The sequence below is a fragment of the Corynebacterium striatum ATCC 6940 genome, assembly GCF_000159135.1.
Lineage (GTDB): Bacteria > Actinomycetota > Actinomycetes > Mycobacteriales > Mycobacteriaceae > Corynebacterium > Corynebacterium striatum.
In genome coordinates, this window is the sequence record NZ_GG667521.1 from 141,458 (window position 1) to 160,171 (window position 18,714).

Consider the following 18,714-nt stretch of genomic DNA (forward strand, 5'->3'; position numbering starts at 1 on the left):
ATCCCCGGCTACAGGTGGGATGAAAAAGCACAAGACAAAGGAATCGACAAGCCCATCAAAGAGGGGGACGATTTCTGTGACGCGTGGCGTTATAGCGTGTTTTCATCCCGGTATTTGTGGTCTCGCTGGATTACTGCTTAGGAGACACTATGGCATTGCCCGCGCCTAATACCCCGTGGCCACCAGAAAAGTGGGCACCTGTCACCCGGATGATTGATGATGCGGCGTTGTGGTGGGAGGGTGATACTAAGCGCCTGGATTCGCACTATGCCACTGGTGGGTTTAATCGCCCATCCCAGTTTGCGGGCGGGGTAGTGGGTAGTGTGTCGCGTTTCTTTTGGGGTTCTCCTACGCCGCAGGGGCAGAAGAATCGTAAGGTTCATTTGCCGCTGGCCGCTGACCTGGCCTACACGTCCGCAAGCCTGTTGTTTGATACGCCGCCGACGTTCACCGTGGATGATGAGCACGGCCAGGAACGCCTAGACCTGATGCTCAATAATGACACGTTCCCCGCTGATTTGTTGGTCATGGGTGAATCGTGCGCCGCATTGGGCGGCGCGTTTGGTCGCATCATGTGGGATACCAATGTGTCCCCAGACCCGTGGATTGATTTTGTGGATGCAGATAGCGCCTACCCTGAATTCTCATATGGCAAGCTCACCGGCATCACGTTTGCTGAAACCTTGCCTAAGACGGATGAAAAAACCACATGGCGGCTATTGTCGCACTACACCGCAGGGCGAATCGAATACGGATTGTACGAGGGCAAGGATGGAAACCTCGGCACCCCGCGTGAATTATCTGCGCACCCGGCCACCGCAGCGCTAGCGGAGATTGTGGACTCTAACGGTGGGGTGGACTCACACACTACAGGTATTGCCGCCGCGTATTTCCCGAATGCCCTGCCGGTTGTGGGGTTCCGTAAGGATGGCCAACTGCGCAATATTGGCCGCCCAGACATCAGCCCAGATTTGCATTCCCTGTTTGACACTCTGGATGAGATTTGGACGGACATCCGCCGTGAAATGCGCCTAGGTAGGATGCGCGCCACCGTCCCGGAGCACTGGCTCGACCAACAGGGATTTGGCAAGGGTCAAGCATTCGATATTGACCGCGAATTCTACGATGGCATGAATGTTTCCCCATCGGAGCAGGCCGGGGCGCAGTTCTTCCAGCCATCGTTGCGTTTCGAGCAGTATTTGAAACTGGCGGAGCAGACCGTGCTGGAAATCCTACGCCGCGCAAATTACAGCCCCGCCACATTCGGTATTGGTGGAAGCACGGCGGCGCAAAAGACCGCCCGCGAAGTAGAAGCAGAATACCAAGCATCCATCCAAACGTGGAAAGCTAAAGCCCGCTACATGCGTGCCGGACTTTCACAGTTGGCGGATGCACTACTTGAAGTGGATGCGTGGCTCAACGGTGGCTCTATGCCCACCGCACGCGTCAAGGTAGACATGACCGCACCCGTGCAAGAAACCATGCTGGATAAGGCATCCACCATCCAAGCCCTGGACGCGGCACGCGCTATCTCCACGCAGCAAAAGATTGACATGCTACACACTGAGTGGGATGAAGAGGATAAGCAGGTAGAGGTAGACCGCATCCTTGCGGAGCAAGCGGGCACATTTGACCCACTAGGTAACATTAAGCCAGATGAAGACCCACTAGGTGAGGATTAACCCTTGGTCTTTGACCCGGCACGTACAGAGGGGCTAAACGATGATGTTGTAGCCCTGTATCGGCGTGCCGAAATGTATTTGATTGAGGTGATCCGCCGCGCCTTAATCAGGACGGGGGAGTCACCTACGTGGGCTGAAGCGCAGCTGCTTGCGATTCGGCAAGAGCGCGGAAACATCGAGGGTATGGCAGACGCGCTGCACCAACGGTTGGGGACGACGTGGCGCAGCACGATTGACGCGGCCTATTTGCGTGGGCAGATTGAGGCAGAAAAGGAACTCGCTGCACTTCCAGAGCATTTGCGCCCAACACCAGCCGCCCCAGTGTTTGAGAGTAGCGCGGCTGTGTATGCCCTTGTGTCTGAGGCAATTACCACGATGGAACCAGTGCACCGCAACCTTGTGCGCCGCGTGGATGACATTTGGCGGCGTATTGGGGTGGAGGCCACCGGTTATAGCGTGACGGGGGTGATGACTACGCAGCAAGCGGCGCAGCGTGCTTTTACCCGCATGGCCCGGGAGGGATTACCGTTCTATGTGGACAAGGCAGGCCGCAAGTGGGGATTGGACACCTACGCGGAAATGGCTGTGCGCACCATGACCAATAAGGCGTTGCGGGCAGGCCACACCAACACGATGATTGAGCACGGCATTGACCTAGTAGTGGTGTCGTCGCATAAGAACCCAGCCCCGCAGTGTGCCCCATTTGAGCGGAAAGTACTGTCACTCACTGGGCAGTTCGCGCCGGGCACTCACCGCATCGGGGACAGTATCGTCAACGTTAAAGCCACAATGCGGGACGCTGAGGCAAGTGGGCTTCACCACGTTAATTGCCGCCACACGCATTCTGCCTACATTCCCGGCTACACGCGGGTAAGTGACGCACCCTACGATGGTGACGATACTGGCTACAAAGCAACCCAGAAGCAACGCTACTATGAGCGCCAGATTCGAGCTTCGAAGCGGATGGAAGCTGCCGCGATTGATGAAACGGATGTGAGGGCAGCGCGCCAGCGGAAGAATGCGTATCAGGCTAAGTTGCGCGACCACATTGCTAAGCATGACTTGCCGCGCCGACGTGAACGCGAACAATTGATGAAACCGGCTAAGGGAGCTGTGGGTGTTGAATTCCGCGACGGGGATAGCTTCGATGATTAGGCCAAGCCCCGCCACCACGGGGGTCTTTACTCTATAGGTGTGCGCCCAAGCTCTGCGCAAAGCTTGAGGTAGGCCCGGAATCTTTCAATCCGCACCCGCACCGCCACATGGGATACGCCCGCACTACGGCCTATCTCCGATAGTGATTCGCCCGCGTCTCTACGCTCCATCCACGCCCTCGCGCCGGACTTCGCCGTCCGCTCATACAGCTGAATGCGATAGCACCGGTCGCTACATGTAGCGCGCCCGCGCACCTCAGTAAGCAGCTTTCCGCAGACTATACAGCGGCGGGTGACCGGCTTTTTCACCCCTTTGATGTTTGCCCGCGCCGTCGCTGCTTTCTGCTCGGCAATCACACCACGGGAGGTGAAAGACTTTTCTGTGCGGGCATGTGACGCGGCTGTGGGGTCGCGCTTTTCTACCATCCGATCCCACTCCGGTGTACCCACATGGCTTAGGGCTTGGCGTGACTTGGCGCGCCGCGTCTCAGGGGCTACTAGCCCCATGCCGCGGGGCAACCCATGCGCTTGCTTGTATTCGGCTGCGGTCATGTCGTGGGCTTTAATCAGGTGCGGGGCCAGTGCCCGGTACAGCCCCCCGCACTCGTGGCAGATAATGCGCTCATCATCACCATCGAGGTAGCCGTACCGGCCATACCCATCCCTGTCGCCGGGTTTCATGCGCGGATGATCTTGTCTACCGCTTGGCGGGAGATACCGGCAGCGGTGGCCACATCCTGGATGCGTGCCCCGGCGTGCACGGCGGCGCGGATAGCGGCGTCACGCTCGTCGCGTAGAGCATCGGCGGTGTCGGTGGCGTGCTGGTAGTCTGCGGTGGCTTCCTCTAGGGCGGCGAGCTGCTTTTGACCAAGGTCACCGGCGCGGCGTGCGGATTTAACGGCGCCGATAAGGAAGTCGGCATCGTCTTTGCTGATTTCGTCCTCGTCGATGCTGCGATCTTCTAGCTTCTCAATCTGGGCGATGTAGGTGCGTAGGGCATCTTCGGCGGCGTCGATACTCATGTCTAGTGCGTAGTGGAGAGTCTCGGAGAGATTATCGATGGTGGTCATTGTGATGGGTCCTTTCTTTGGTGGGGTGGGGCCGGAAAACCGGCCCCTTGGCGGCTAGTCCATGGCGCTAATGCGATCCATCTTTTCGGCGCAGCGTTCGCAGGCGGGTACCTCTACGATTTGGGGCTTTCCGTCCACGAATTGAGGGCCGGGGCGGGTGGTGGTCGCTTCATTCTCGCAGAGGAGAAATAGCTGGCAGGTCATTGTGGGTGTTCCTTTCTGTGGTGGCGGGGGTTATGCGGCGAGGTTTTCGAAAGCTTCGAAGATTTCCTCCATGAAGGACTCTTCGATTGGCTCGCGGGAGATGATGGCGGTGGGGATGATGAGGCGAGCACCCATGTGAGCGTCCTCATCCTCATCCTCGGAGGTGGCGCCTTCGACCTCGAGCAGCTCCCAGGTTTCGTCCCACTGGATGCCGGTCTGGGCGATGTACTCGGCGAGGGCTTCGCGGTCGTCCATGACGCTGATGCCGTGGCGTGGGTCTGCACCCAGGTTGTTCCAGGAGTAGGAGAACTGGTTTTCCGGGTCGAGGATGTCGGGGCGGTTCTGGGACTGGATGCGGTAGTAGGTGGTCATTTTTTGCTCCTTTTCTTGCTTACAACCCCATTGTATGTCACCCCGGTTTCAATGTCAACCCGAGTTGCAAACATTGTTTATGGCAAAGGAAAACCCCACCACCTCAGGGGCGGCAGGGCTGCTTTTAGTCAGCGATTGGGATGATAGTTGCATTAGTGCGCATGGCCTGGCCCACAAGGTGTATCCACCACGATTCAGGTAGTGGCCGACCATCCAGCATGCGGTAGCCGCCGGTGTGGATCATGACCTGCCCAGCATCCTGTAAATCCGATTCCCACACCTGGGTAGCAAAGGTGATTTTGCGGAGAGCAGTTTCTACCCACCCGGGGATTTCATCGAGCTTCTCCCACCGCTCTGCCGTGCGCTTACCTACCCCTAGGCATTCGGCTAGGTGTGCCGCACTGATTCCTAATGATTCGCGGGCTACGCGTAGGGCTAGGCCACTGCGCGGGGCGTGCGCTGGATTGTGGGGGAATACCGGCTTGCGCACATCATCGGGTAGGGTGGCGTGCCATTCGGGGCCGTATTCGTCATATGGGGTTTCGTAAATATCCATGGTGATATAAGTGCACCCCGGCGGTATGGCCGGGGCTGTTGGTTTAGCGTCCAATGATGGTGACGGTTGCGATGTATTCGGTTTCCTCGTTGGTGTCTTCATCGGTTTCTGCGATGGTGCCCTGGATGACGATTTCCTCAAAGTCTTCATCGATTTCCTGGGTTACGACCTCGAAGTCTTGCAGGCTGCCCTCATAGTCAGGGGAGTTGAAGAAGTCGAGCATGTCTTTGATGACTTCTGCGGTGGTGTCGCCGTAGGTGTCGATGATTGCGGTGGTGTGGGTGATTCCGTTGTTGGCGAGTTCCAGCTCTGCGGAGTAGGTGAGGGTGGTCATTTCGGATTCCTTTCCGGTTTGGACTGGCTTTGTGCCGGTCTCTTTCTTTCTGACATGACTAACATTAATCCCTGTCGCGCTTCGCGTCAACATGGGGGTAGCGCGGGGGTAAAGGGTGGTAAAAGTGTGACTGCAATTTGACTGCATACACCACCGCAAACCGCCATAAACTGCCCTATACCGCCTTATCGCAAAAACTAGAAAACCCCCACCGACCAGCATTTATAAAGGTCAGCGAGGGTTAGAAAAAGCTTCCCCACCAGGGCTCGAACCTAGGAAATACCTCCGCGTGCGCGGAGAAGAGTGAAATCATTCGGTGATGTAGACAATTACCTAGCCAGCTTTCCAATATGTTCAGGGCAGGTGTAAACCGTGGAAGCGGCTACCAATTCAGAGGCGTTTATGTAGTTGATTCCGTCCATAGTCTGCTGCACCGCGTCAATTAGCTGACTTCCGGTGTTGCCACTATCCATACCATCGCACACAATAGTGGAAATCCTGCCGACTAGCTCCGGCTCAATGTTTATCCCCTTATCTGAAAGATATTGAGACGCGGCAGTGTTGCCACCGCCTACTTCTGACGCGCTACCTTCTTCTACTGATTCCTCTGGGATAGCGAATGTGATTGCCACGATGGACACGGTAGCGATAATCGCGCCCGCTAGCATGCTCAGGACGATATGCCACCAGCGGAGTTGGCGACCGGCTTTTTCGGGAGTTGGGCTTTGGTATTGGGTTGCGTTGTTGTATGTCATTGTTTGCCTTTCTCTAGCAATTGTTGCATGACGATGTTATGTTGGGCAACATTTAGCGGACAGCTGGGCTTCATCCCCCCCGTTTATTAGGAGGCGCGAGGATTTTAGAAAACCGCTTGCCTGTATCCAAATATATCCGCATCATTGGCCCGTCCAAAAGGACAACGGCGTAATTACCACACCCTACAGGGGTAACCATTCACCCCGATATGTAGGAGAACAGCGGTGCCCGAAAACACCAACCCGGAAAACACCAGCCAGGCGCAGGAAAACCCGGCAGGCCAGGAGCCAAACACCCAACCAGAAACCAACCAGCCACAACAGGAAACTAATCAACCCGCTGGTGGTATCGAAGACCTCCCCGAATGGGCACAAAAGGAAATTCGCAGCCTCCGCGACGAATCCGCCAAGTATCGCACCCGCAGCAAGGATGCGGAAGCCGCCAAGGCAGACGAGCTTAAAGCCGCACAAGAAAAGGCAGAGCAAGAGCGCAACCAGCTCATCCAAGACATCGGTAAAAAGCTAGGACTCGTTGAGGATGAGACCAGCGACCCGCAAAAGCTCATCGACGCAGCAGTAGAGCGTGAGCAAGCAGCCGCCAAGGAACGCGACGAAATGCGGGACACCCTCACCAAGTATCGCCGCAACGACGCGGTACGCGCCGCCGTGTCCAAGGTGGATGGCACGGTCGATACAGACCTTTTGGCCGCTGTCCTCAATTCGGACAACGCCTACACCCAACTAGATGTAAATGCAGATGATTTTGAGACCCAGGTGGCCCAAATCGTCACCAACAAAATCGAGTCTCACCCGTCCCTCGTCCAGGCGACCCACAAGGCATCCGGTGTAGACACATCCAACACTCAACGAGGCGCAGCACGACAGCTCACGCGTGAAGACCTTAAGTCGATGACCGCCACGGAAATCAACAAGGCCGTCCGCGAGGGACGCGTAGCAAACCTTATGAAGAACTAGGAGACATAAATGTCTGTCGCAAGTTTTGTTCCTGAACTGTGGAACGCCGCAATCCAAGAACCGTACGAGAAGTCCCTCGTGTACGGCCAGTCGTCCATCGCATCCACTGGCTACTTCGGCCAGATCACCGGCATGGGTGACACCGTCCACTTCAACACCCTGACGGCACCGACCATCAAGGAGTACGACAAGGACGCAGACCTCACCATTGAGGATCTCACCACGGCTGATAACACCCTTAAGATCGACCAGGGCAAGTACTTCTCCTTTGGCGTCAATGACGTTGACAAGGTGCAGGTTGCTGGCGACCTTCAAGGCCCGGCTACCCGTGCTGCAGCTACCGGCCTGCGTGACGGCGTTGACAAGTTCATCGCTGGCAAGCTTAAGGAGGGTGCCCTGTCTGCCAACAAGATCGGCACTCTGAAGGTCGTGAATGACGACCCGGATAAGGTCGGCAACGGCCAGACCACCGCGTTTAAGACGCTGGTCAAGCTGTCCGAGAAGCTCAACATGCAGTCCGTGCCGACCACTGGCCGCTGGGTTGTTGTTGGCCCCAAGACCTACTCCGCGCTGCTTATGGATCCGCGTTTCACCAAGGTGGACGCATCCGGCACCGCCGAGGGTCTGCGTAATGGCATTGTTGGCCGCGCTATCGGTTTCGAGGTGATGGTGTCCAACAATGCGCCGTCCACGTCCGGCCGTGAGCTGGCTATCGCGGGTGTTCCGGGCGCGTTCGTGTTCGCATCCCAGCTGGTTGAGACTGAAGCGCTGCGTGACCCGAGCCGTTTCCGCGACATTGTTCGTGGTCTGAATGTTTACGGCGCGGGCGTTGTCCGCCCGGAGGGTATCGCTACGGCTGACCTGGACATTGTTGACCCGGCTGGTTCTGCTGTTGCTGCCTAGTCGATAACACCTGATTAGCGGGGTAGGGGATTGTTGCCCCGCCCCGCTTTTCGCATTTTTAGAGAGGAATCCTAGTGCTTATCTTTGCCCAGCCCACGGATGTACAAAAGTGGGCTGACAACACTTTCGATGGTGTGAAACTCGAACCGTTGATTCGACGTGCATCGTCGCTCGTTCAGTATGCTACCCGTGCCGCCCGCTTTGATGTGCAGCCCAGCGGCATGCCGGACGACCCAGACGTGATGGATGCTTTACGTGATGCCACCTGTGAGCAGGTGACGGTGTGGGTGGAAAATGACATCACCCCGGGCAAGCTCGAAGCCGGAACCGCACAGGTGACATCTAGCTCGATTGGTGATGCGTCGGTGGGCATGAGTGGTGCAGAAGCCGCCGCCGCCCGCGACAACGCCGCGAATACTTTATGTGAGTACGCGCAGGAGATTCTGGCGAATGCTGGCCTGATTGGGGGATTCCCGTGGGTGCGGTAGATAAAGAGCTTGCCGACTTGTGGTTTAAGCATGAGTGTGTGCTGTTGCGCGGCGCTGGTGCGTCCCCCTACGGCTGGAATGAGGGAACACCAATACCGTTTAAGGCATTCGTTAGGCAGGCCACCCGCCGCACCGTTGACGCAGCAGGCGAGCACACAGTCACAGACACCATCATCTACTGCCCCCTCGGCCTAGTGGTCGAACGCGGCGACCTAATCGAACTCCCCAAACCGTTCGAAACCGGCCCGTGGGAAGTCACCACTCGCAGCGCACATGATGGTGCCGGCAATCAAACCCCAGACCACCAAAAGCTAATCATGACCATTCCCGATAGTGGCGGTGGCGATGGTGCGCAGCCCGATGATTCAGGGGTGATTAACCCCTATGGCTGATTTAGATTGGCGCGGCGAACAAGTAGCCGCCACTATGGAAAAGCGGGCAACCACGGCGGCACGCGCAGCAGGTGAAAAACTACGCGACGAAGCGGTACAACGCACCCCCATCGAAACCGGCACCTTACGCGCATCCGCTAAGACCACCGTGGAAGATAAACAAGCCGTGGTGTCTTTTAACACGAAGTACGCGGCCCGCCAGCATGAAGAAGTTGGCTGGCACCACAACGATGGCCAAGCCAAATATCTTGAATCCGCCCTGTTGGATTATCAGGACGAGTTAGTACAAATCATGGCGGAGGAAATAGGGAAAGCATTATGACGGCACCAACCTACTCAACACTGCGTGAGGATTTAGCACGCCACCTAGCAGCCCATAAGTTAGCGCAGTGGGCACCTAACGGTATCTATTCGAAGTTCACACCACCGGCTATCTACCTTGGGGTGATTCCGGATGAGGCAGGCCCATCTATTGGCATCAACATCTACCACCATGGCACTAATGGGGGCTATGACACGGGCACACCTGCTATCCGTGCGCAACTACGTATCAAGGGCACGCGTGACCCCCGATACGCTTCACGGGTCGCGGATGACATCTACAAGCTGCTGCATGAGCAGGCGCATTACAAGCTGGACAACGCTACCAGCGTCTTAGTCTCACAGCGTGTCCTCACCTATGAGGAACGGGATGAAGCCAGCGTTTATCACCGGGTGGATTCCTACGAATTCGTAGTCAACCCAAACTAGGAGACTCAAATGGCTGTTGCAAAGGCACCATCTTCTTTTGACCTTAATTCCACCCTAGCCCGCGATTGGGCACTGCAGGTCAACACCGGCACCAAGGATTCCCCAAAGTGGGTGTATGTCCGTGGCCTGTCCCAGTTCGCGCCGCAGACCTCCCCAACCATGCAGGACGATTCCGACATCGACTCCAAGGGCTACAAGTCTCAGATCGCTACCGCAATCGAAATGACCTTCAAGGGCGAGGGCAAGCGCAAGGGCGAAAAGTCCGGCGAGACCTTTAAGCAGGATCCGGGCCAGGCTTACCTGCGTGAAGCGGGCCGCAAGATGGGCCTTGATAACGTCGTTCAGGCTCGTTGTTGGCGCACCGATGGTGTGCAGGAGGGCTATGAGTCCTACTTCTCCGTGCAGTGGGAGGATAACGCCGGTGGTAACGAAGACCTGGATTCTTTCAGCTTCACCCTCATGTCGCGTGGTGAGCCGATGGGCATTAAGCCAGTGACCGACGCTTCTGCCACATCTGTCCCTGCGGGCGAGTCCGCTACCGGCCCGGGCGTCTCCGATACGGGCCGCTCCGGGGAGATGTAATAAACCCCATTGGACAACTAGGGCCAGGGTTCACCATAGCGGTGGCCCTGGTTCATTTTTATCTTTAGGAGATTCACACCGTGCGTGACTTGCGCGAATTCCACGACCCACACCTGCACCTCCCCATTGATGGCAAGGTGTACACCGTCCAATCACCCAACGCAGAATTCGGCCTGCAACTCAAACGCCACTTCGTAGACCCAGACCGCAACCCAGCAGACGAGATTCGATTCATCGCCCGCCTATTCGGCTCCGAATACGACGAGGACACCGACACCATGAGCGGTGGCCTGTGGGATGAAATGGAATCCGACGGTGTGCCCCTGAATGAGATTCTTCACGTCGGTAACACCGCCATGGCGCATTACGGTGTGAATGCTGATTTTGGTGAATTCTGGTGGGAAAACCGCCTGGGAAAAGAACAGGAGCCACTGGTGCCGGAAGCGGCGGAGCAGTGGGAGGAAACCAAGGCGCAGGCACAGAAGCCGAAGACGCGCCGGAAGAAGACCACCTCCTAGATGGCCCCTATGGCAAGTATGACCCCCGCGCCGGTGCATACGGAGACGATGACACCGGTGGCGGCCCATACGACCCAGAAACAGGATTGCGCGACTGGTACGCCCCCACACCAGCCGAAGCACAACGACCTGTGGGGGCACAACAAATCAGTTGGCTGCAAATCCTCGAATCGTGGAATGCCATCGAATGTGATTTACACACGATTTACCACATCGATGTTGAAAGCGGCGACCTACAGCATCGCACCTGGCGGTGGTTGGAGATTCGTATCGCTGACTTGATTAACCAGCCTAGCCGCCTGCGGCAGGCACTTTCACTCACATCTGAGATTACTAAGTAGGTAACCCCATGGCCCTTGAAGTTGGTACCCTCAACGCTCGAATCAAAGTCGATACCACGGGTGTGTCGTCCACCCTGGGTAGTGTTAAGCGTGATCTTAACGACGTGAAGAAGAGTGCGGAGCGCGTCGAAAAGAACAACATCGACGTAACCCCCAAGGGTGCCGACAAGCTGGGTTCGGCGGGCAAGTCTGCTAAATCGCTGGGTGATAATCTCCGTGATGCCGGGGCGCAAGGTAAGCAACTGTCCGTCAATGGGCAAGTAGCCGCAGAGCTGGAAAAGGCGGCCGCGTCCGGTGGCAAGCTCAAGGGTGTTTTTGAATCCCTGTCTGGTGTTGCCGGTATGGTTGGCTTGGGTGCCGCCGTGGGCGGTGTCGGTGCCGCGTTTAACGACATGATTAAGACCGGTATGGCGTACCGGTCTGAGTTGAACACCATGAATGCCGTGTCAGGTGCTACGGCATCCCAGATGAAGCAGGTCGCGGACGCGGCCAAGCAATTGGGTAATGATACCGACTTGGCTAATACCAGCGCGGGTGATGCCGCAGCCGCCATGACCGAATTGGCTAAGGGCGGTTTCACCGTTGAACAGTCCATTGGTGCGGCTAAGGGCACGCTGCAGTTGGCGGCGGCGGCACAGGTGGATGCAGCCACGGCGGCTACTATTCAGTCCCAGGCGTTGCAGGCATTCAGCCTAGATGCTGACAACGCCGCCCGCGTCTCGGACATCCTCGCAGGTGCCGCTAACGCCTCCTCGGCTGAGATGACCGGCATTTCCCAAGGCTTGCAGCAGGCGGGTACGGTCGCTAATCAATTTGGCGTGTCTATCGATGATACGGCGACCACCTTGGCGATGTTCGCCAATGCTGGTATCCAAGGATCGGATGCTGGTACTTTGATGAAGACTGCCCTGTTGGCGCTTACAGACCAAGGAAAGCCAGCGCAGCAGGCTATCGAAGAACTGGGCCTCACGGTCTACGACGCTAATGGAAAGTTCGTGGGCATGCAGTCGCTCATGGAGCAATTGCAGGACGCATCCGGCAGGATGACGGATGAGCAGTACCAGGCCGCAACCGCAACCCTGTTTGGTTCGGATGCTATGCGCCTGGCTGGTATCGCCGCTGAACAGGGCGGCGAGGGATTCGAAAAGCTCAAGGGGGCTGTCACCCGTCAAGGCCAGGCCGCTGAGGTCGCGGCGGCACAGACCGAGGGCTTGCCGGGCGCTATTGGCCGCGTACAGAATGCGTGGGAGACAGCACAAACCCAGATTTATGAGGCCACCGAGGGCGGAATGGTTGCAGCCCTCGACCTCGTTACAGGCGGACTTGAGGGTGCCGCAAACCTAATCACCGGCCCCGGGTTTGCTATCGGCGGCCAAATCATGGAAAACCTAGGAGGGCAGGCCAAATTCCTTGCCGATGGTGCCACCGCAGCCGGTAACGCCATCGCAGACGTACTAGTACCCGGTGCGGAGGATATGGCAAGCGCATTCGGTATCGTGACTGGTCACCTTTCCGGTTTGAACGATGGTTTGTCATCATGGGCCGTGCCTGTGGCATCCGCCGCCGTGGTGACTTTCGCGTCCAAGTTCTTGGGGCTTACAGGCAAGCTGAATGAGGGCACCGGTGCTATCGCACGATTCGGCCAAGAAATGCAAGTGCAGAAGTCCCTCGCTAAGGGATTCGGTAAAGACATCAGCACCGTGGGCGCAGCAGTGGATGTGCTGCGTACTCGCCATGAGGGCCTCGACCGCGCCCTGTCTAACGCGTCGCGTTCTTACTTGGCGTCGTCTGCTGGATTGCGTACCATGGCTAGCCACCACCGCGCAGCAGCACTAGCGGCAAAGAATCAAGCCCTCGAATCCACTAACGCATTCACCACCATTGACCGTATTGGCTCCCAGATGGGGCATAGCTTCATCGCCACCACCACCAACATGGGCGCTCACGCTAAGGGATTCGCATCCGGTGGCCTAGCAGTCATGAAGGGTGCAATGGGTGGTGTGGGTAAGGCCGCAGGCGGACTTATTGACGCTATGGGTGGCCCTTGGTCACTCGCTATTATGGGCGCATCTTGGGCTATTGGTGAATTGGTGAAAAAGCATCAAGAAGCCAAGCAGGCTGAGGAAGAGCACAAGCAGGCGCAGGAAGAACTGCGCGGCAGTCTTGACGAAACCACTGGTGCTATCACTAACCAGACAAACGAGCTGATTAACAAGAAGCTGCAAGAGTCTGGCGCGGCGGATGCTGCCCGCGAGCTGGGATTAGCACAAGACACGGTGCGTGATGCCGTGAATGGTAACGCGGATGCGATGCGCGAGGTGAAGGTAGCGACCGAGGGTGCGGTGGATGCTGCCCTGCAAAGTTCCGACACCTACCAGTCCATGGCGAAGGACATGGAAAAGGCCGGTATCAGCGCGGAAGATGTCCGAAAAGCGCTGATGGGTAACCAGGATGCGATGGACAAGATTAACGGTTCGTCCTGGGCTATGTGGCAAGGCCACCAAGGCTTGTGGAATGCACTGTCTAAGGAGATGGAAAACACTACCGGCTCTGCCATCACCCTAGGTAAGGAGGTAGGAAGCCTTAACGGTGATTTGGAGTCCGTCAAGGCAGATGCCCTGCGCGACAAGCTCAACGGACTGAAGAACCAGGTTGATGACACCACCGCCGTGTTTGAAAAGTTGGGTGATGATATTGTCGCCGTGCCGGATGAGAAGACCATTCAGGTTTCCTCCATGGCTCCGAAGGTTAAGACTGAGCTGGAAGAGCTGGGCCTTGAGGTCAAGCGCCTCGATGATGGTTCAGGTCGTGTGAACATTGAGTTCCCCGAAGGCCACAATATTCTGACTACCCTTGACCAGCTGGGGGCTAAGGTCACCGCATTGCCAGACGGGCGCATGGACATCACCGACAATGCCGATGATGTAAAGCAACGCCTCATTGACCTTGGGCTAGCCGTCAAGGACGAAACCACCGGACAGGTCACCATCAACGACAACATTGCGGATGTTATCGCCCGCGAAATTGAGATGGGCACCGCTGTTACCAGTAACGCTGATAAGACCGGCCACGTCCACATCTTCGACAACATGGCCGATGTGATGGTGGGCCTCGACCAATTAGGCTTTGAGGCTTCGAAAGACCGCAACGGCAACGTCATCATCGCTGACAACACCGGCGATACTATGGATCGTCTCAAAGCGATGGGTATTGAGGCGGAAAAGCAACGCGACGGCAAGGTTCGCATCACCGACAATGCGGAGGCCACCCGCCAGCACATTCAGACAACCCTGTCCCGCGAGCGCACAAACACGGTGTCTGAGCACATGATTAGCATTACGCGCCACATTAGGGATATTTTCGAGCGTGCCGATGGCGGCATTGATGCCCCGGTTGAGACGTTCGCTAATGGTGGTGACCGTGGTGTAGCGCGTGCTGTAGAGCGCCGCCGGAAATCGAATCATGAGCCATCCCACACGGCACACATCGCCCCCGCAGGCTCCTACCGCGTATTCGCAGAATCCGAAACCGGCGGTGAGGCCTACATCCCACTGGCAGAGAATAAGCGCGACCGCTCCGAGCAAATCCTGTCCAAGGTGGCTGGGATGTTCGGCTACCAGCTCATTGATGGGCAGACGGGCGAGGTGCAAGCATTCGCAGATGGTGCTGTTCTGCCTGCATCTGTGGTGAAGAAGAAACTCCAATTCATGAACCACACCCCCTATATCTTTGGTGGTTGGTCGCCGGCGGGCGTGGATTGCTCCGGCGCTGTCTCCCTAGCCGTGAACACTTCCGAGGGCCTTGACCCGTGGAATTCACGCACCGCCACCGCTGGCGAAGCCGCATGGCTACAGGCTAAGGGCTACAAGCAGGGCAAGGGCGGCCCTGGTGATATTCGCGTCGCGTTCTACAACGGCGGCCCGGGCGGCGGACACACCGCCATGCAGTTGGATGACGGCACATTCATTGAATCCGGCGGTAACACCGGTGGCGGTTTCACCATCGGCGCACCCGCTGGCCCACTAGAGGGCCGAGGATTCACGGATTGGTACTATAAGCGCGGCGCTACCCCATTAACTACTGAGGGATTGGATGCCTACGATTCCTTGAATGGTGTTATTGGCGCGCCGGGTGTTGGTAGCACTCTTGATGCGATGCGTAGCACCCTTGATGATGATTCCGCTATGTCTGGTAAGCAGTCCCGTGAGCTTAATGGCGGTACTGGCACCCTGCTTAAGGATGGTTCATTCCTTGAGGCTATGGCCGCGCTCTACAGCCTGCACACTGGGCAGCCGATGGATGATGACATCGTGTCCTGGGGCCAAGTCGTGGGGTTGTATTCCAAGGCTGCGGAGGAAAGCGGCGATAAGCTGACTGAGGATTCTAAAAAGGCTTTGGAGTCCTTGGAAAAGAAGCACGTGGCACTCGAAGATGCAAAGAGTGATCTGCCGCTGGCGGAGGAAGATTTGCACATCAAGAAGATGAAGCGTGACGAAACCTATTCCAAGAAAGACAAGAACGGCAATCTCACGGCCACAGATTCGCAAAAGGCAGCAGCAGACCAAGCGGTCGATAAGGCAGAGAAGAAAGTTCAGGAAACCAAGGAGAAGATCGCCAAGCTCGAAAAAGAAATCCGTGACCTTGAAGCGAAGCAGGCTGAACTTGAGCTTAAGGCAGTCAATGCCCAGGCTAATCCATCGCGTAGTGGTGATTGGGGCTTGATGGGTGAGATTACGCGCAGTGGTGCGGCATCGAAACTGCGTGATATTCGCGGATTGCTGGCGGATGCGATGCGCCCAATGGCGGGCAATATCATCCCCATGGCTAATGGTGGCATCCTTGGCGGTCTACGCCAGGCACAGATTAATGATGGGTCGTCGGCTGTGCTGTGGGCAGAAGCAGGCCCAGAAGCCTACATCCCGCTATCTAGTGATAAGCGCGCACGCTCCACTGATATTTGGCTAGAGACCGGTAAGCGCCTTGGCTACGACGTGATGAGCATGATTAACCTCATTGGGTCTGGTTTGCCTGGGCTGATGCAGGGAAGATTGGATTTCTCGACTGGCAGCTCGACTAGTGCTGAGGCTATGGGCCTAAATATGGATGCCGCGAAATACCGTGCCGGTAAGCAGATTCAGAACAGTGTCGGTGCTGTGTTTAATGGCCCGGTGCGGATTGAGGATCCGAAGAAGTATCTGCAGGGCCAGTTGGATAACGCTCATCGTGAGCTAGGAAAGGCCATGAGGAGTTTCATGCTATGAGTTTAATTTCAACGGATCTGTCTTGGGGTCGTAAGGATGAGTACGAAGACGACGACCTACTGCGATTCTTTCTGGTAGGCGCTGACCGTAAAACACGGTGGTGGTTTGGTGGCCCTGGTTCCCCTGTGCGGTTGAATGTGCCGCCTACGGGGTTGCAGGGTGCGCCGTTTACCCATGATTGGCAGAAGATTACGGGCATGGATGGTGCTGTGCATAAGGGCACTACGGATGAGCAGGCCAATATTACATTGCAGGTGTGGGTGAGTGATCCGCGTTCGTCTACGTGGGCTAGGCGCCAGCATTCTTTGTGGCGTGAATCGTTGGGCCGTGGACGTGAAACATGCCGACTGTTCGCTATTTCTAAAGAATCTGGCTACTGGTGGATTGACGTGCGTGTCGAGTCTATTAGTGAGGTTAATTATTTTGAGCAGATGCCGGGCCGTGTGGGGGAGATTGGCGAGCTGGTCACGTTTGTGTCTGATAGGTCTTTTTGGCAGAAGTTTGATGAGGTGAAACTGTTTACCCGTGAGACGGCCCCTAAGGCGCACATGCTGAATATGGGTGACCAGCCAGCGTGGCTGAAGTGGGCTGTCACGGGTGAGCATTCCGGGTGTTATATCGGTGTGGGTGATGAGCGCCTTTTGTTGCCAGATCCGCGAAGTGTGAAAGCTCGATACCTGAATTATAAGGTTGAGGGATTTTGGGTTGATACGGATGAATTATGGCCATCTTTCCTGTCTAGTGCGGGTGAGGATTTGCAGCCACTCTATCCGGATCATTATTGGAAGACGCCTTTGCCGCCACGCGGTGTGAATAGGGATGCGGTCACCCCGTTGGTGATTCGGCCGATTAATGCCGGGCCGTCGTTCCGCTGTCAGGTCTCGTACACGCCACGATCGGAGCAAGCATGGTAGCTGATATTAATGAGCGCTACGGCCCGAACCCGCTTAACATCATGGTGCACAATAATGACTACACGCAGCACATGAGATTGACGGGCTACATTGATGTCGAATTCAACGAAGAATTTGGATTCAATGCGGGTACTGGCACTATCACTATCCCTGCGGATCATCCGTTGGCTAAGCGTCTTATGCAGGCCCATGAGGATGTTGTGCCGATTACGGCGGAGTATAACGGCTGGTACTGGACAGGCCGCGTAGATTCCTACGTCGCTTCGGGCAAGCCAGGGCGTGAGACTATCACCCTCACACTGATTGATGACAAAATTCAGTTGGCGAACATTCTGGCGTTTGCGTCACCGAACATGAGCCTTAATGTGCAGAAGAAGCGCGACCACCAAAAAGGCCCATTGCAAAACGTGGTCTACCACTATCTGGCTCACAACCTGCCACGCTCAAGCGTGCCTGTCTACATTGTCATGCCCCCCAACGATGGATAGGGATAATTCAGTGCGTATCGATGTGGCTGCACGCATGACGAGCTTGGATGCGCTTTTGAAAGATGCATTAAACCAGCATGACTATGATTTGTATTGCAAAATGTGGTGGCCGGGGCAGCCATTCCCAGAGGGCAAGATTGTGCCTTTGGTGCGGGGTGATGCATATTCGCGTGGCCGTATGCTGCGGTGGGCTGACCTTGACCAAGTATTTAATCCGCATTCTGCCCCTATTGCAGGGCCATCGGTGCCAGGATTGGTGATCGCGGTTCGCCCCGCTGTGAAGCGTGAGCATGTGCGATTCAGTACCCGAGCCGGTGAGATTGACGAATTCAAGCTGTCTGGCAAATCACCGGGTGCGGCGCGTGCCATTGTTGGCGGTAAGTCGGATGATTTTGTTAATGAAGCGCTTAATTTTGGTATTGACCTTGCTATTCAGGGTATTTTGGCTGCTATTGGTGGTATTGCGCTTGGCCCTATTGGCGCATTACTTGGAGGCGCGGTCGGCAACTTCCTCAACAAGCAGGTTGAAGACACGCTGTTTGCGTTTGTTGACCGTAGGGATGTGGAGCGTGCCGCGCACATGGGGCCATTCCACCTGCGTGAATCGTTTACACAGTCCACGGCTGGCGCTTTTACTTTCGATACGCAGGCATTGGCGGAGCGTGCCCTGTTGGAGGCTAAAGGTGGCCAGTCGGTTGAGATTACGATGGGCCATAGTGTGTCTAAGACCTTGGGTGATGATCAGATTGCTAATAATGGCAAGGTGCGCTATGGATTCAAGGTTGGTGACCGTGTGACTTTCGAAGAGCACCTATCCGGCGTGGTTGTCAGTGACATTATCACGGGTATTACGGTTAAGGATTCACGCGATGAGCGTATGCGCATTAGCCCACGTATCGGTAAGCGCAAAAATGTGTCTAACCCGTATCTTGATTTCACTGACAAGCTATCTAAGGGGTTGGAGACGATTAGGGA

20 protein-coding genes are annotated in these 18,714 nt (G+C 56.4%); 14 read left to right on the plus strand and 6 right to left on the minus strand.

The window, feature by feature from the left end:
• Positions 1–149 precede the first annotated feature (149 nt).
• Both HMPREF0308_RS05790 and HMPREF0308_RS05795 read left to right on the plus strand, forming a co-directional pair.
• The gene (locus tag HMPREF0308_RS05790) at positions 150–1,682 is read left to right on the plus strand and encodes a phage portal protein (RefSeq protein WP_034657072.1); all 1,533 of its coding nucleotides are present in this window, start codon (positions 150–152) and stop codon (positions 1,680–1,682) included.
• A 3-nt stretch (positions 1,683–1,685) separates the two neighbouring features.
• Positions 1,686–2,837, plus strand: a complete 1,152-nt coding sequence (locus HMPREF0308_RS05795) for a phage minor capsid protein (protein ID WP_034657076.1) — start codon at positions 1,686–1,688, stop codon at positions 2,835–2,837.
• A gap of 26 nt (positions 2,838–2,863) precedes the next feature.
• Here the strand turns inward: HMPREF0308_RS05795 and HMPREF0308_RS05800 are convergent, their stop codons facing one another.
• The 6 genes from HMPREF0308_RS05800 to HMPREF0308_RS05825 all read right to left on the minus strand — a co-directional run bounded on the left by HMPREF0308_RS05800 (position 2,864) and on the right by HMPREF0308_RS05825 (position 6,127).
• Positions 2,864–3,517 (minus strand): MucR family transcriptional regulator, encoded by a 654-nt coding sequence (locus HMPREF0308_RS05800; RefSeq protein ID WP_005529644.1) that lies wholly within the window; start codon positions 3,515–3,517, stop codon positions 2,864–2,866.
• Positions 3,514–3,906 (minus strand): hypothetical protein, encoded by a 393-nt coding sequence (locus HMPREF0308_RS05805; protein WP_005529646.1) that lies wholly within the window; start codon positions 3,904–3,906, stop codon positions 3,514–3,516. The genes HMPREF0308_RS05800 and HMPREF0308_RS05805 overlap by 4 nt, the downstream gene beginning before the upstream one ends.
• Positions 3,907–4,140: 234 nt before the next feature.
• Positions 4,141–4,482 (minus strand): hypothetical protein, encoded by a 342-nt coding sequence (locus HMPREF0308_RS05810; protein WP_005529649.1) that lies wholly within the window; start codon positions 4,480–4,482, stop codon positions 4,141–4,143.
• 124 nt (positions 4,483–4,606) lie between these two features.
• Positions 4,607–5,038 carry a helix-turn-helix domain-containing protein gene (locus HMPREF0308_RS05815; RefSeq protein WP_005529651.1) on the minus strand — a complete coding sequence of 144 codons (432 nt, stop codon included), beginning with the start codon at positions 5,036–5,038 and terminating at the stop codon, positions 4,607–4,609.
• Between the two features lie 43 nt (positions 5,039–5,081).
• Positions 5,082–5,372: a hypothetical protein gene (locus HMPREF0308_RS05820; protein WP_034657082.1), complete on the minus strand. Its 291-nt coding sequence runs from the start codon at positions 5,370–5,372 to the stop codon at positions 5,082–5,084.
• 329 nt (positions 5,373–5,701) lie between these two features.
• Entirely contained in the window at positions 5,702–6,127 is a 426-nt protein-coding gene (locus HMPREF0308_RS05825; protein WP_005529653.1) for a DUF732 domain-containing protein, read from the minus strand.
• A 225-nt stretch (positions 6,128–6,352) separates the two neighbouring features.
• On the opposite strand from HMPREF0308_RS05825, the gene HMPREF0308_RS05830 reads away from it, so the two are divergent.
• The 12 genes from HMPREF0308_RS05830 to HMPREF0308_RS05880 form a co-directional block, all read left to right on the plus strand.
• Positions 6,353–7,102, plus strand: coding sequence for a hypothetical protein (locus tag HMPREF0308_RS05830; RefSeq protein ID WP_005529654.1), 750 nt, complete (start codon positions 6,353–6,355; stop codon positions 7,100–7,102).
• Positions 7,103–7,111: 9 nt separating this feature from the next.
• Positions 7,112–8,005 carry a P22 phage major capsid protein family protein gene (locus tag HMPREF0308_RS05835; protein ID WP_005529655.1) on the plus strand — a complete coding sequence of 298 codons (894 nt, stop codon included), beginning with the start codon at positions 7,112–7,114 and terminating at the stop codon, positions 8,003–8,005.
• 74 nt (positions 8,006–8,079) lie between these two features.
• A complete protein-coding gene (locus tag HMPREF0308_RS05840) occupies positions 8,080–8,493 on the plus strand; it encodes a head-tail connector protein (RefSeq protein ID WP_005529656.1) in 414 nt (137 codons plus the stop codon).
• 38 nt (positions 8,494–8,531) lie between these two features.
• Complete coding sequence (locus HMPREF0308_RS05845) at positions 8,532–8,885, plus strand: hypothetical protein (RefSeq protein ID WP_236251890.1); 354 nt, start codon at positions 8,532–8,534, stop codon at positions 8,883–8,885.
• Positions 8,878–9,207, plus strand: coding sequence for an HK97 gp10 family phage protein (locus HMPREF0308_RS05850; protein WP_005529658.1), 330 nt, complete (start codon positions 8,878–8,880; stop codon positions 9,205–9,207). Before HMPREF0308_RS05845 ends, HMPREF0308_RS05850 begins: the two co-directional genes overlap by 8 nt.
• Complete coding sequence (locus HMPREF0308_RS05855) at positions 9,204–9,635, plus strand: minor capsid protein (RefSeq protein ID WP_005529659.1); 432 nt, start codon at positions 9,204–9,206, stop codon at positions 9,633–9,635. The genes HMPREF0308_RS05850 and HMPREF0308_RS05855 overlap by 4 nt, the downstream gene beginning before the upstream one ends.
• Before the next feature lie 9 nt (positions 9,636–9,644).
• The gene (locus HMPREF0308_RS05860) at positions 9,645–10,217 is read left to right on the plus strand and encodes a phage tail tube protein (RefSeq protein WP_005529660.1); all 573 of its coding nucleotides are present in this window, start codon (positions 9,645–9,647) and stop codon (positions 10,215–10,217) included.
• Between the two features lie 80 nt (positions 10,218–10,297).
• Positions 10,298–10,735, plus strand: coding sequence for a DUF7426 family protein (locus HMPREF0308_RS05865; protein WP_005529661.1), 438 nt, complete (start codon positions 10,298–10,300; stop codon positions 10,733–10,735).
• 349 nt (positions 10,736–11,084) lie between these two features.
• Positions 11,085–16,337 (plus strand): phage tail tape measure protein, encoded by a 5,253-nt coding sequence (locus HMPREF0308_RS05870; protein WP_005529663.1) that lies wholly within the window; start codon positions 11,085–11,087, stop codon positions 16,335–16,337.
• Positions 16,334–17,251, plus strand: coding sequence for a hypothetical protein (locus HMPREF0308_RS05875; RefSeq protein WP_005529664.1), 918 nt, complete (start codon positions 16,334–16,336; stop codon positions 17,249–17,251). The genes HMPREF0308_RS05870 and HMPREF0308_RS05875 overlap by 4 nt, the downstream gene beginning before the upstream one ends.
• Positions 17,245–17,739, plus strand: a complete 495-nt coding sequence (locus tag HMPREF0308_RS14350; protein WP_005529665.1) for a Gp37-like protein — start codon at positions 17,245–17,247, stop codon at positions 17,737–17,739. Before HMPREF0308_RS05875 ends, HMPREF0308_RS14350 begins: the two co-directional genes overlap by 7 nt.
• 10 nt (positions 17,740–17,749) lie before the next feature.
• Positions 17,750–18,714, plus strand: a 965-nt coding sequence (locus HMPREF0308_RS05880; protein ID WP_428829070.1) for a Gp37-like protein, incomplete at its 3' end; no start/stop codon positions are given.

Bases quoted from the DNA above. Each gene is read 5' to 3' on its own strand.
- HMPREF0308_RS05850 (WP_005529658.1), top strand. From the start codon at position 8,878: ATGGCTGATTTAGATTGGCGCGGCGAACAAGTAGCCGCCACTATGGAA.
- HMPREF0308_RS05855 (WP_005529659.1), top strand. From the start codon at position 9,204: ATGACGGCACCAACCTACTCAACACTGCGTGAGGATTTAGCACGCCAC.
- HMPREF0308_RS05790 (WP_034657072.1), top strand. From the start codon at position 150: ATGGCATTGCCCGCGCCTAATACCCCGTGGCCACCAGAAAAGTGGGCA.
- HMPREF0308_RS05805 (WP_005529646.1), bottom strand. From the start codon at position 3,906: ATGACCACCATCGATAATCTCTCCGAGACTCTCCACTACGCACTAGAC.
- HMPREF0308_RS05800 (WP_005529644.1), bottom strand. From the start codon at position 3,517: ATGAAACCCGGCGACAGGGATGGGTATGGCCGGTACGGCTACCTCGAT.
- HMPREF0308_RS05835 (WP_005529655.1), top strand. From the start codon at position 7,112: ATGTCTGTCGCAAGTTTTGTTCCTGAACTGTGGAACGCCGCAATCCAA.
- HMPREF0308_RS05810 (WP_005529649.1), bottom strand. From the start codon at position 4,482: ATGACCACCTACTACCGCATCCAGTCCCAGAACCGCCCCGACATCCTC.
- HMPREF0308_RS05870 (WP_005529663.1), top strand. From the start codon at position 11,085: ATGGCCCTTGAAGTTGGTACCCTCAACGCTCGAATCAAAGTCGATACC.
- HMPREF0308_RS05825 (WP_005529653.1), bottom strand. From the start codon at position 6,127: ATGACATACAACAACGCAACCCAATACCAAAGCCCAACTCCCGAAAAA.
- HMPREF0308_RS05875 (WP_005529664.1), top strand. From the start codon at position 16,334: ATGAGTTTAATTTCAACGGATCTGTCTTGGGGTCGTAAGGATGAGTAC.
- HMPREF0308_RS05860 (WP_005529660.1), top strand. From the start codon at position 9,645: ATGGCTGTTGCAAAGGCACCATCTTCTTTTGACCTTAATTCCACCCTA.
- HMPREF0308_RS14350 (WP_005529665.1), top strand. From the start codon at position 17,245: ATGGTAGCTGATATTAATGAGCGCTACGGCCCGAACCCGCTTAACATC.
- HMPREF0308_RS05820 (WP_034657082.1), bottom strand. From the start codon at position 5,372: ATGACCACCCTCACCTACTCCGCAGAGCTGGAACTCGCCAACAACGGA.
- HMPREF0308_RS05815 (WP_005529651.1), bottom strand. From the start codon at position 5,038: ATGGATATTTACGAAACCCCATATGACGAATACGGCCCCGAATGGCAC.